This is a genomic window from Paenibacillus sp. FSL H8-0034, assembly GCF_038000305.1.
Taxonomy (GTDB): domain Bacteria; phylum Bacillota; class Bacilli; order Paenibacillales; family NBRC-103111; genus Paenibacillus_S.
The window spans coordinates 4029553-4042249 of the sequence record NZ_JBBOBS010000001.1 but is presented as its reverse complement, the minus strand read 5'-3'; the positions used below and the strand labels follow the sequence as shown (position 1 = coordinate 4042249).

Here is a 12697-nt window from a genome sequence, read left to right as displayed (position 1 = left end):
CATGACCAAGCTGAACCCAAGAATGGTATAACAAACAGCCAAAACCATGTTTGCTGTGGTTTTGGCTGTTTCTTTGTTCAATATACAGGACTTGTCCCGGTTAATTTAGCTGTTATCATTGGGTTCGATCAAACGATGTTTATACCATTTTTGCCCGCGAAACCGCCACAAAAAGGCTGCACCTCGCACTCCCCATTCACTATTCATAGCCAACCATACACCTATAATTCCAAATTGAAGGACAACTCCCAACACATACCCTAGGGTAACCCGGAACAACCACATGGATAGCATGGAAGTAATAGATGTAAATTTGGAGTCGCCAGCTGCTCTAAGCGCTGATGGAAGTAGAAAGCTGATCGGCCAAAGCGGTATTTGGACGATCGCCGTGATCAGGATGATGATGAAAATATCATTCACAATTTCATCAGGAGGATGAAACAAGCTGACAATCGGCTGGAACAAGGGTATCACGATCAATCCCATCAGCAATAAAGAAAATGACGATAACCAGAGAAACGATCTCGCGAATTTTCTGGCATCCTTAACATTTTGCCGCCCCATACATTGACCAACCACTGTTACAATAGTCTGTGACAAGGCGATGGAAGGAACCAGAAACAGAGCAGCCAGCGATGCAGAGATCGCATTGGTAGCCATAGCGTAAGTGCCAAGACTGACAATGAACACCTGGGTTAACATTTTTCCTCCATTAAAAAAAACCTGCTCCACTGCAAATGGAATACCGATAAACAAAATCCTTTTGAGCATCGACAAATTCAACACCAACATATCCCTGATTCGTACATGAAGGGTCGCATCCATTTTGGCCAAATAGATCAGTGCGAAGATCGCCGCCGAATATCTGGCTACGTTCACCGCAATGGTCATGCCCAGCACACCCATATCCAAAAAGTTGACAAATACAATGTTTAATAGAACGTATGAGAGGTTCATGATCAAGGAAAGAGTCAACGAAACCCGTGACTTCCCTATCCCTCTCATCGCCCCGCAAATCGACTCCACGATAGCAAAACCCATATAGGAGATGCTGCTTCCGATCAAATAAATTTGGGCATGCCCAAAAACCTCCGCTGAAGCTGTCCCAAACAGAAAATTTAAAGTAGAGCTGTGGAACAGGACTATGAACAAACTGATACAGAATGCCAATGAGGAGACCAAGGATATGGAGCTGGCAGCAGCTTTGGAAACCATCAGATCACTGCCGCTTCCTTTATATTGGGCAACCACAACCGTTCCCCCGGTCGACACGGCGACAAATACACTGATCAGTAATATATTCAGCGTATCAATCATACTAACCGCACTGACTGCTGCTACACCTGATGAACTGATCATGGCTATGTTCAACAAATTAAGGCAGACTAAAAATGCCTGATCAATCAGCATCGGTATAAAAAGAGAAATTATTTGACGATAATCGATAGAATCTCCAGAGAAATGTTTTTCCAAAAAAACTTGCTTCCTGATCCTAAAATTAAGTTGGGACACATCGTCACATTCTTTTTTTTATATTTAAAAAACTCTTCAAGGAGAAGAGTTATTACTAATAATGTGAATATCAATTTGGAGGTGGATGCGCTTACTTCCTTTTGGCTAGATACTATCACTGAGGATGAAATCTGTCAATACGGTTGGGTTCACCGATTGTTCCGTTTCCGGGTCCAAATCCAACAAGCTATTACGGTACAATAGCACTATGTTCGAGAAGCATAGCTTTTAATACTGCCAAGGGCACCTCCCTTAGAGACACGTCCAATTTGGCAGCTATTGCTGCAGCGGCCCCGGCACATTGTCCGGTAGCCATGCAAGTAGCTTGAACCCTATAAGCCGAATTGGCCATCTGGTCACCGGAAATACAACGTCCAGCCACTAGCAAATGGTTGCTGTTAACCGGTATCAACGCCCTATAGGGAATTGTTGCGACGACCCCCTTATCCAAATAATGCTTAATAACTGTATTGTCGCTTGGATGGTGCAGATCTATTGGATAAAAGCTATAGCAGATTGCATCCGGCCAATGAAACCCGGAGACGTAAGAAGCCTCGTCGATCCTGGCTTCTCCAATGATTCTCCAAGTCTCCCTGATGCCGCACTCGTTCGCAGCATAACGGACTGACAGCTGCTCACAGCCAGGTACCCGCCGCAGGAAACGGTAAATCCGCAAAAGTGTCTGTCTTGCCTTAATCTCTGCTTCCGTCTTGGATTGCGAGCTGGAACCATCAATTCCTGGAATATGCATACTAATTACCCCAGATCGCAGATCGTTATAAAAGGGAGGACTGCTTGCAGGGTGGTCGGTAACCCTGATGCTGCCTTCAGCTAATGCTTCATCGTATACACACTGTAGCTCGTCAGGGTTGATGCACGAAAACTCGTATCCCTCGATTTCGTTGATCAACGTTCCTGGCTGAAGTTTCTCGCTTTTCTCTCGGGCATATCCCAGCATTCCGCACAAATCGGCATCGCCTGTGGCATCGATGACCTTGCGAGCTTGAAGTACTTGCATGCCCCCTTTACCTGCAACCGAAACAAGAAGCTTGTTGTCCTGCTCGGCAATAGAAACGGGTATTTCATGCAATCTTAGCTCAACACCGGCCCGCAAGCAGAACTCGTCCAATACCGCAGCGTACACAAAACGGTTGACTCTAATTTGTTGATGCCAATGCTTCTCTGGTATGGTCGAGAAATCCGGCAATATGGCACCGCCCAAGCGAACAGTCTCCATAATGACCTCCCATCCAATTCCATCAATGATTTGTTGTCCCCATGCATGGAATAAGCCTGGGAAATTGACAGCTCCCACGGTTATCGTTCCTCCAAGAATACCGTTCTTCTCCACCAATGCAGTTTTTGCGCCTGCCCGTGCTGCTTGAATGGCAGCTATGCATCCTGCGGAACCACCGCCTACTACAATTACATCGTAAGCACCCATATATTACACCTCTTCCTACTCATTTTATGTTCGTGCTGAAGAAGACAGAGCGTATAAGCGTCTCTGCCCCTTTTTTATTCTTTATTTTGCGCTTTTCCAACGATCATAAGCAGTCTGATTAATTTTGACAAGCTCATCAATGCCCATCTTATTCATTGTACTCACATATTCGTCCCATTTCTCTACTGGCTCCTGGCCGACGATAATTTTTGCCTCCATCTGCTCCACAAATGTGCGAACGTCTACACTGATTGCATTAACTCGCTGTGCCTCCTCACTCTTGAAATAAGTAAGTGGGAATGCTTTCTGGGCATAAGGAAGATAGGGCTTAACCTGGTCATTCAATACAAAACCTAACCAATCCGGCTTCAAAAATTTGCGTTCCAACGCTTCATTCGCGTAACCATACCCCAGATTTGAAACCTTATTGTTCTTAAAATCGTTCTCCAGCATCCCTTGAGGCACTATATATTCGATATATTTCGGGTCAGTATTTGACCACTTGTAGCTCTGCCCCTCTATTCCATACTGTGCCAGCTTGTAACCGTCCTCGCTATACAAATAATCCAACCAGCGTATTGTAGCTTCAGGATGCTTGTTGACATTGGTAATTGCAAAGTTACCCCGGCGAATTACATCTTTTTCCGGAACGATCGGCTTTGACAGCCCTTCACTTATCAATGGCGGCATCTGCGGATTATCCAGAATATTTGCCGGCGCGATCTGCTTGTCCTTCCCTCCGAAAATAGGCAGGCTGTTACCCATCACTCCATACTTTCCGCTCTCACCTTTTGCTATCATTTGCGGATTACTTTGCGAGAAAATTTCATTATCCAGTAACTTCTCCCGATATAGCTTCTGCATAAAGGCCAGATAGTTTTTGTAACCCGGCTGTGTAGGTACGAATCGGGCTTTATCGCCGGATACCTCAACCATGTCAGATAAATGTCCGAAATAGGATAGCAGAATGGGACGCAAATAAGAAAGCTTATTGGATCCTGTTAAAGGTATTTCATCAGCCTGGCCGTTTCCGTTAGGGTCCTTTTCTTTGAAGTCCTTCAGCAGTTGATACAATTCCCCTGTAGTGGTCGGAAGCTTTGTAATATTGAGGTTTTTCAGCCATTCACCATTAATGAACAAGCGATAGAAACGATCTCGCGGATGATCTGCGACTTGCGGCAGTGCATAAATATGCCCGTCCGGTGTTGTAATTGACCTTTTGATTTCAGGATTGTTCTTTAATAGCTCTCTAATAGTAGGCGCATATTTCTCGATTAATTCATCCAAAGGTATCAACAGGCCCTGAGTTCCATAATTCATTTCATCATTGGCATCCAATCCTCCCATGAAAAACACATCAGGAAGCTCATTGCTGGCAAATGCCAGATTTTTGCGTTCCTTATAAGAGGAGCTGGGAATCGTCGTAAATTCGAATTTCACATTCGTTTTTTCTTCCATACCTTTGAAAAAGTAAAGGTCCTTCCATGAACGCTGCATATCATCAGGCCCCATCATTTTGAGTGTAATAGGGGTAGGTACAACCGGAAGCCCTGTGGAATTAAAGTTAGCTGCGGCCCCCTTGTCAGATGGCTTGGGCTGCTTCTCCTCCGAGTTTGTACAACCTGCAAGGGACAAACCTGCAAGGATAACACTCATCGTACCAATTATGGTTTTATTGAACATTCTAAATACCTCCCATTTGTATTAACAAAATCTCTATCCGTCATTGCTTCAATGAGCCGATCATCACACCCTGCACGAAATGTTTTTGCACAAAAGGAAACACAATCAATAAAGGAAGTGCCGCAATAATCATGACTGCATATTTGATTAGTTCGGATATTCGGGTCTGCTCCGACATATCCATTTCCAGATCGCTGCCAGTTGTCAGCATTTGAGCCGATATTTCCTGCTGAACCAATATTTCCCGCAGAAATAGCTGCAAGGGATACAGTTCCCGATTGGACAAATAAATAAGTGCATTAAAATATTGGTTCCAATGGCCGACTCCATAGAATAAAGCCATTACCGCGATTAGCGCCTTGGATAAGGGGAGAATGATTTGCATGAACAAACGAAAATCAGAACAACCATCCATTGCGGCTGCTTCCTCCATTTCCTGGGGAACATTCCCTTGGAAAAAAGTTCGCGACACTATGATATTAATCGCACTTGCTGCACTTGGCAGTATAAGCGCCCCATATGTATTCACAAGCCCTAAGGACTTTACCAGCAAATAAGTCGGGATCAAGCCTCCGCTAAAAAACATCGTGAATACAACAAACAATGTAAATGCCTGGCGTCCTGCCAGATTTCTTCGGGACAAAGCGTAGGCGCAGGGAAGTGTCACCGCTAAATTGAGTGCAACTCCGCCAACCGTATACACAATCGAATTCATATAGCCAGTCCAAATATCCGCATTACGGAACACGCGATTGTACCCCTCCAAGGTAAAGCCTTTGGGGAGAAGCCACATTTGTCCCGAGTTCACATAGGTAGGGTCACTTACCGAAGCGCTAACAATATACAGGAGTGGATACAGGATGAGAGCGACAAGTAGAAGGAGGAACGTGGTATTCGCTGCCTGAAATAACCGGTCGCCGCTAGATTGCCTTAACATAATTCCATGCCCTCCCTGTTCATTAATACAGACATCTTAATTTGAAAATGGCCCTTGTGGCTTCGTACTACCATAAGCTGTTTCCGCTCCTTCTAGCCAGTTGGTTGAATAAGAGCAAGACGCTAAAATTAATCACATTATTGAACAAACCGATCGCCGCAGTATAACTGTACTGGGCTTGCAGCAGGCCATTACGGTAGACATGGGTTTGAATAACATCTGAGGCATTCATATTTAGTGGATTTTGCAATAAATAAATTTTCTCAAAGCCTACGTTCATAAAGCTGCCCAAATTTAAAATGAACAAGATAATAATTGTTGGCATAATTCCGGGTATATTGATGGCAAAAATGCGTTGAACCCGGGTAGCACCATCGATCTGGGCGGCTTCATGCAGTTCCGGGTTAATGCCTGAAAGTGCAGCTAAGTAAATAATGGCTCCCCAGCCGAGATTCTGCCATTCCCCCGAAAGCACAAAAACACTTTTGAACCAACCCGGCTCCGTCAAAAATGCAATCGATTCACCACCAAAAGCACGAACAAACACATTGACGATTCCCGTTGTTGGACTTAAGAATGATAAAATCATACCAGATATCACAACAACCGAAATAAAATGCGGCGTATAGGTTACGAGCTGCACGAAGCGTTTAAAGGCAGCATGCTTCAGCTCATGGATCGATAAAGCGACAATAATGGAAACAGGAAACAGCACTAACTGATATAAATTGATCAATACCGTATTGCCAACAAGCTGCCAAAAATAATAGGAGCGGAAAAAACGATCGAAATGGTCGAAGCCAATCCACGGACTTCCCCATATCCCTTTACTGGCTATATAGTTCTTGAAAGCAATTTGCACTCCATATATAGGAATGTAATGGAAAACCAAAAAATAAATAAAAGCAGGTAATAGAAAAAGATATAACTGCCAGTTTTTACTTATTTTTCTTCGGATGAAATTTGGACTGATTACGTTTCCGTTCAATCCGGTAACGAATTTGTTGCTTGTCATTACGACTTCTCCCTTTCCTATGGACTCTCGTTCTAAGCCCAACTATAGGAGGTCATCCGCTTCGGTGTAAATAAGCAGATTAAATCGAAATCGGCGAATTTCCTACAACAAAAATCGCCTACTCCGCAATTTTGGACTACGGGTTCCAATGCGAAGCAGGCGCTACAACTAATCATTAATAGAGGGTGTGTCCATCTTACTATAAGCTTTGCGATACTCGCCGGGGGTAATACCCTCCATTTTTTTGAACTTCTTAATGAAGTTAGACATATCCTGGTAGCCGGTTTCCAGAATAATTTCTTTAATCGGCCTATCAGAGCTCACGATCGCCTGCTTGACTGCTTCCACACGAAGGCGCAAAACATATTCGGTAAAAGTGGTTCCAGTCTGCTCTCTCACAAATCGGCTTATATAGGAAGCAGAAAGTCCAAATTTCTGGGAAAGCATGTCCAGGCTTAACTGGCTGGATCTATAATTCAGAGTGATTTCTCCGACGATCCTCTCGCATAAATCGGCTTGCTTATGATCCTTCTGTACTTCGACATAGTCGCATATACGAATCACAACTGCCTTGATTCGCTTGCGCAAATCATCCAGCGTCTGAAACTCCATCATGAGTCGTGTTTCCGGCCAATCAAAACCAATTTGCATCGTTCGCATCTGTTTAAGCACCGTATTAACCATGTCGAAGCAGACGCAGCGCAGCAGTAGAATGGATTGCTCCGTTGAGGCAATACTATCCAGCAGTCCTTCAAGGGTTTCCAGACAAACGGTGCGGTCCCCTAGCTTCAAACTCTGGTTAAATTTGACCTGCTCTCCCAGAGAGTAACTATTCGTCTGATCTTGAATCTGCGAGATATCTTCAAAAAACAAAATACGTCCATTGTGTGATTGCAAGCGATACTCCAGCATAGCCAAGCCTTCGATCAATGAACGATTTAGCAGGGACAATTCCTTGCATGCCGTACCTACCCCGATGAGGGGGCTTAATGCAAATTGCTCTGAAAGCCATTGTTGTACAATTTCAGCGGTTTGTTCACGGAATGCCCTTGTTTGTTGGGAGACATCCTCTACCGATACAACCAGGGCGACAACCTGTTCCTCCATAAGCTCAAGACCGAACCCCCTGCCCCCATCAAAGTGGACCCGATGCAGCATTTGTAAGACAGCTTCGCGGTTTTTCATATCGTCAAGCATGGAGTCCGAAATACCTTCCTTCAAGGAAATGGCGATTATAAAGTAATATTCCCCTTGAAGCTCCCGAAGGTGCCTATCATATAACGGATCGCCATCAGCATTTTGCTCTAATCCACTGCCTTTCAGCAACCTGAATAGAGCTTGCTCCTGTACTAAGGGTCTTTGGTGCTCTAGGTCGAATTCCAATCTTTTGGCATAATCGAATATGTCATCGACCGTACTGCGAATCCAATCCAATTCATTTGGTTTGCGTTCCACTGCATATTGGCTCTCTTCGTTGTTCCGCCTAAAACTCAAATGCTCAGCTAAAGAACGAATGGGACCAAATTGCTTGAAAGAGAGAAACACGGCTATAGCAAGGCCAACAAGAAGGACCGTTAGCAGCAGAATCCTGACCACCATCTTGTATTGAATGACACGCTGCCAGAACTGGTCCGTTGGCATCACGATCACATAGCTCCAGCCGGTAATTTCCGACTTTTCACTCATGATCGAATAACGGGAGGAACCAATCTCATTAATGGTCGATACCTTGGAAGAAGCTAACAAATTCCGAATTTCAGTCATATCCAGTGAATCCAGTGTCCGTTCAGCAGCCAATACATCGCCCTTTTCGTTTAAGAGATACACATCTCCCTGAAAGTTGCCCAGCATATCCTTCATCGTATTGGTCAGCACGGATTCGTCAATCAGAAATAATACGGTTGCATACGGGTTGCTGCTGTTGGGCAGGACCGGAAATAAGTAAGTTAACAACCGCTTCTCCCTATCTCCTTGCAAGGCAACAGGAACCGCAGGTTTAAGCGTAATTTGCTTAACTGAGTTCAGCTCCTGCTGGAAGATGCGACTGTTCTGATCCGAAAAGCGATACGTCTTTTTGGTTAAGACATCCAAGGAAACAACGCCTTCAGTCGAATAAATATGGTCATCTCCGCGAAAAAACAAAAAAAGCTCCTCGAGAATTGCGCTGTTAGCCTTATACTTGGCGATCTCCTTAACCGTTTCGGAGGCATAATAGTCATTGACCTTGGCCATATAAGGAGAGAGCCGATAATCATTAGCCATTCTAGCCGCTAACTGGTTCATGCCGAGGATTTGTTGATCCAATAAAGCACGGACTTGATTCAGCTTATATTGATTAGACATTTCAACTTCATTCTGGACAGTCTTGACCGCATTTGTATATATAAAAAAACCAAGTATCACAAAAGGTGTCGCAAAAACCAGTAGGTAGGATAGCAAATACTTATGCCAAAGCGTTATACGGATACGTAATAAACGTTTCAAATCTAGCACCTCTCATTTATGCATGTAAGCATCCACAGTATAAACGAAACAACCTACTTTGCAAATAAGCCATATTTGCAAAGTAGGTTGTTTATGATATAAGGGTTTACTATTATAGAGAGAATAGGATACGGTGATAAGCATATTATTAATTGAATGTATCGATACAAAATAATGAATTGGGTAATAATAGTATATTATTGTCTCTAAGGAGGATTATTATGGAGAGACATCTAGATTTATTGCTTACTCAATATGGCTATATCGGCATATTTTTAGCGTTAGCGCTGGGTGTTGTCGGAATACCTATACCTGATGAATTATTGCTAACCTTCATTGGAAACAAAGTATCCCAAGGAAAACTAATTTTGTTATTTGCATTAGGTAGTGCCTTTTTAGGATCCATTACAGGTATTACATTAAGCTATATCATTGGACAAAAGTTAGGCCTTCCCTTGCTAATCAAGTATGGACGAAGAATACATATTACAGCTGATCGCATTGAAAAAACCCAACAGAAGATTAACAAGTACGGAAGCATTTTATTAATTTTTGGATATTTCATACCCGGCCTTCGTCATCTTATAGCTATTACAGCAGGCACCTCGAACATGAATTTTCGGAAATTCGCACTTTTCTCCTACTTTGGTGCAATCATATGGTGTGCATTCTTTATTTTGATTGGACAAGGATTTAGTGATAAATGGCACACCGTGAGAAATTATATTATTGTATATCGCGCCTATCTGCCATCCGTCATTTTCATTATTATCGTTGTTATTTTAATATATTTTCTTTATATTAGAAAGCCTCGACAGAAATCCGATTAATGTTAACGTTTCATTCCAGACTTATCGCCACCACCGATTGTCCCATCTTTAGAAAGTTCACTTTCAGTTACCCATTTATGGTTCTTTACCTTCTCTCCGCCAGTAGTCGGTGTGTAATCAACCATGTACACCGTTGTTTGTTCGGCTGAATCAATTGAAGCAGTAGCACTATTCATACCCTTCATATGATCTGCCTCCAAGTCAACTTTTGCTCCCGGTTCATATGGTTTTCCGCTGGCTTCTTTAATCTCTTCATGAATTACCCATTTATGATTGGTCACTTTTTCCCCACCTGTAACTGGGATATACGATACGGCGTAGGCTGTCGTAGCATATGCACCCACGATCGTTGCTGCAGCCCCGTTCATCCCTTCCATGTGGCCTGCTTTGATGATAGCTTGACTACCAACTTTATAAGTTGGATTCTTTGCTTCTTTTAACCCTTTAGGAACTTGCCCTGTTGTGGAGTGGTTCATATCGGAGTTGTTCATTTCGGAATGGTTACCATTGGGACTGTTGTTTGCTAGATTATCGTTTGTTGTAATTTTTGCACATCCACTTAAAGCAATCATGGTGGCTACACTAAGTAAAGCCAATTGTTTTTTCATTGTTTGCTACACTCCTCATATTAACCCATATTTCCCCTGACCCCTATCAAATTGACCTGTCTCAAGCTACATCATTTTTTCCAAGCATTCTGTTAGGTTCAGGTACGATAAGTGTAACCCACACTTTTGAAGATCTTGTGTAGAATGGGTTAATGTCCCTTTGGAAGACGAATATAAAATGTGGCACCTTGCTGACTTTCCACCCAAATGTAACCGTCATGAGCAGCTACCAGCTGTTTGACAATGGTTAGCCCGAGGCCGCTGCCACCGGTACTTCGATTACGTGATTTATCTGCCCTGTAAAAACGCTCAAACACATACGGCAAATCTGTCGGCGAGATCCCAATCCCGGTATCATGTATCACAATAAGAACGTACTCGCTCTCTTCTCTTCCCTCAATCTGAACCACTCCCTGTTTGGGCGTGAATTTCAGCGCGTTGCTGAGCAGATTGACGAGGATTTGAATCATGCGATGGTGATCGACAAACACCTGGATGTGAGGGCTGACCGAAAACTCCAGTTGTACGTCTTTTTCCAGATATGCGGCAGATACCAGTTCCACGCCTCGTTCGATGACCGCCGTTAACGACTCTTCCTTCCGCTCCAATTGAAAGCCGGGGGATTCTACTTGCGTAAGATCTTCGAGTTCGGCTACTAGATGTGTCAATCGTTCAATTTCTTCATAACAGGAATGGATCCGTTCCGGCGTAGGATCCCAAACCCCGTCTTCCAGAGCACGCATGTGACTTTTAAGTGTAGCCAAAGGGGTCCGAAGCTCATGGGCAATGTCTTCTGTCATGGTGATGCGCAGCTGCTCGTGCTGCTGTAGCTGCTCCGCCAGTGTATTTAACGAATCACCTAAATCCGCGAGCTCGTCTTTTCCATGAATGGCCACTCTTGAGCTCCATTCCCCGTCTGTCATCCGTTCCGCCACCATTTTCATATGCACCAAAGGAGCCGAAATCCGTTTGGACACATAAAAGCCAACAACGATTGCAAGTACAATCGATGCCAGACACGTCCACATAATCGTTTGCAGCAGCGCTTGTTCCAAATGGTAATCCAGCTGTGGTAAATCATGATTCAGGCCGGAAGCTTGCGCTTGATACATAGAAAAGTGGTAGTGTGTGGTTATTATGACGCTGACCGTTGAAATCAGGACAATACCGGCCGCGACCCCAATAATGATGAGCGCCAAACGAGTATGCAAACGAAGATTCATATAGTGCCACCTGCAAACCGGTAGCCAGTCCCGTACACCGTCACAATATACGCAGGGGACTTGGCATCGCGTTCGATTTTATGCCGAATGTTTTTGACATGCTGGTCGATGGTACGAGCATCCCCTTCAAAATCATAACCAAGCACGCGTTCAACCAGTTCTTCCCGTGTAAAATGTCGCTGCGGGTACTTAGCCAGAGCAAGCAGCAGCTTGTATTCATTTGGGGTTAAGCTCACCAGTAGACCATCGCAGTATACATGCTGCTTCAAGGAGTCGATAACCAAATGCCCTTCATTAAAGGACAAGCGATCGGCCAGTAAAAGTTGAGCGTCTGAACGGCGCAGAATAGCCCGGACCCGAGCTACCACCTCTCTCGGATCAAAAGGTTTGGTAACATAATCATCTGCCCCGACAGATAAACCCTTAATCCGATTGTTTTCCGATACTTTGGCCGTGAGCATCAGAATCGGGACGGAATGGATTTGCCGAATCGATTGGCATACCTGCTCGCCCTCCATATCTGGGAGCATGAGATCGAGAATGACGAGATCAACGACGTGGTTTTGCACAATCCGGATTGCATCGCTGCCCGTTTCAGCTTCTTTGGTTTGAAACCCGTCTTTGTTTAGGTAGGATACAACGACATCCCGAATCTTAGCTTCATCATCGACTACTAATATTGTTTTCATGACCAACCTCCAGGAAACCACTGTATTCTCATTTTACCCATAACTTATGTAGAAATCATGTAGAGCTCATCGATTGCATAATGAAAAAAGCCGCAATTTCAGCGACTTTAGAAGGTGAATATACTTTGCGGTCCCGCGCGAAGTATGAGACTTCAACGTATCATTTTGCAAATGACATTTATGAAAAATGGTTTGGATCCGATCCGGCAGCAATGTAAGAAAAGCGCTGTCCAAGGATGTATCACCAGTCCAGAAACAGGTTACACTGTTTT

10 protein-coding genes are annotated in these 12697 nt (G+C 44.0%); 1 reads left to right on the top strand and 9 read right to left on the bottom strand.

Annotated elements, in window-relative coordinates; all coding sequences use genetic code 11:
• Positions 1-105 precede the first annotated feature (105 nt).
• From NST47_RS18400 to NST47_RS18375, 6 genes are all read right to left on the bottom strand, one after another.
• Positions 106-1512 carry an MATE family efflux transporter gene (locus NST47_RS18400; protein WP_341156401.1) on the bottom strand — a complete coding sequence of 469 codons (1407 nt, stop codon included), beginning with the start codon at positions 1510-1512 and terminating at the stop codon, positions 106-108.
• 190 nt (positions 1513-1702) lie between these two features.
• On the bottom strand, positions 1703-2956 hold the full coding sequence (locus NST47_RS18395) for an FAD-dependent oxidoreductase (RefSeq protein ID WP_341156400.1): 1254 nt from the start codon (positions 2954-2956) through the stop codon (positions 1703-1705).
• Between the two features lie 81 nt (positions 2957-3037).
• Positions 3038-4639, bottom strand: coding sequence for an extracellular solute-binding protein (locus NST47_RS18390; protein WP_341156399.1), 1602 nt, complete (start codon positions 4637-4639; stop codon positions 3038-3040).
• A 40-nt stretch (positions 4640-4679) separates the two neighbouring features.
• Positions 4680-5576, bottom strand: coding sequence for a carbohydrate ABC transporter permease (locus tag NST47_RS18385; protein ID WP_341156398.1), 897 nt, complete (start codon positions 5574-5576; stop codon positions 4680-4682).
• A gap of 67 nt (positions 5577-5643) precedes the next feature.
• Positions 5644-6591 (bottom strand): ABC transporter permease, encoded by a 948-nt coding sequence (locus NST47_RS18380; protein WP_076236725.1) that lies wholly within the window; start codon positions 6589-6591, stop codon positions 5644-5646.
• A 168-nt stretch (positions 6592-6759) separates the two neighbouring features.
• On the bottom strand, positions 6760-9075 hold the full coding sequence (locus NST47_RS18375) for an AraC family transcriptional regulator (protein WP_341156397.1): 2316 nt from the start codon (positions 9073-9075) through the stop codon (positions 6760-6762).
• A gap of 221 nt (positions 9076-9296) precedes the next feature.
• Here NST47_RS18375 and NST47_RS18370 point away from each other — a divergent pair, with 221 nt between their 5' ends.
• Positions 9297-9905, top strand: coding sequence for a DedA family protein (locus tag NST47_RS18370; RefSeq protein ID WP_341156396.1), 609 nt, complete (start codon positions 9297-9299; stop codon positions 9903-9905).
• A 2-nt stretch (positions 9906-9907) separates the two neighbouring features.
• Here the strand turns inward: NST47_RS18370 and NST47_RS18365 are convergent, their stop codons facing one another.
• The 3 genes from NST47_RS18365 to NST47_RS18355 form a co-directional block, all read right to left on the bottom strand.
• Entirely contained in the window at positions 9908-10513 is a 606-nt protein-coding gene (locus tag NST47_RS18365) for a YdhK family protein (protein WP_341156395.1), read from the bottom strand.
• 149 nt (positions 10514-10662) lie between these two features.
• On the bottom strand, positions 10663-11736 hold the full coding sequence (locus NST47_RS18360; protein WP_341156394.1) for a sensor histidine kinase: 1074 nt from the start codon (positions 11734-11736) through the stop codon (positions 10663-10665).
• Positions 11733-12425 carry a response regulator transcription factor gene (locus NST47_RS18355; RefSeq protein WP_341156393.1) on the bottom strand — a complete coding sequence of 231 codons (693 nt, stop codon included), beginning with the start codon at positions 12423-12425 and terminating at the stop codon, positions 11733-11735. Before NST47_RS18355 ends, NST47_RS18360 begins: the two co-directional genes overlap by 4 nt.
• Positions 12426-12697 lie beyond the last annotated feature (272 nt).

Coding starts and splice junctions, on each gene's coding strand:
- NST47_RS18370 (WP_341156396.1), top strand. CDS start 9,297: ATGGAGAGACATCTAGATTTATTGCTTACTCAATATGGCTATATCGGC.
- NST47_RS18385 (WP_341156398.1), bottom strand. CDS start 5,576: ATGTTAAGGCAATCTAGCGGCGACCGGTTATTTCAGGCAGCGAATACC.
- NST47_RS18355 (WP_341156393.1), bottom strand. CDS start 12,425: ATGAAAACAATATTAGTAGTCGATGATGAAGCTAAGATTCGGGATGTC.
- NST47_RS18395 (WP_341156400.1), bottom strand. CDS start 2,956: ATGGGTGCTTACGATGTAATTGTAGTAGGCGGTGGTTCCGCAGGATGC.
- NST47_RS18390 (WP_341156399.1), bottom strand. CDS start 4,639: ATGTTCAATAAAACCATAATTGGTACGATGAGTGTTATCCTTGCAGGT.
- NST47_RS18365 (WP_341156395.1), bottom strand. CDS start 10,513: ATGAAAAAACAATTGGCTTTACTTAGTGTAGCCACCATGATTGCTTTA.
- NST47_RS18360 (WP_341156394.1), bottom strand. CDS start 11,736: ATGAATCTTCGTTTGCATACTCGTTTGGCGCTCATCATTATTGGGGTC.
- NST47_RS18380 (WP_076236725.1), bottom strand. CDS start 6,591: ATGACAAGCAACAAATTCGTTACCGGATTGAACGGAAACGTAATCAGT.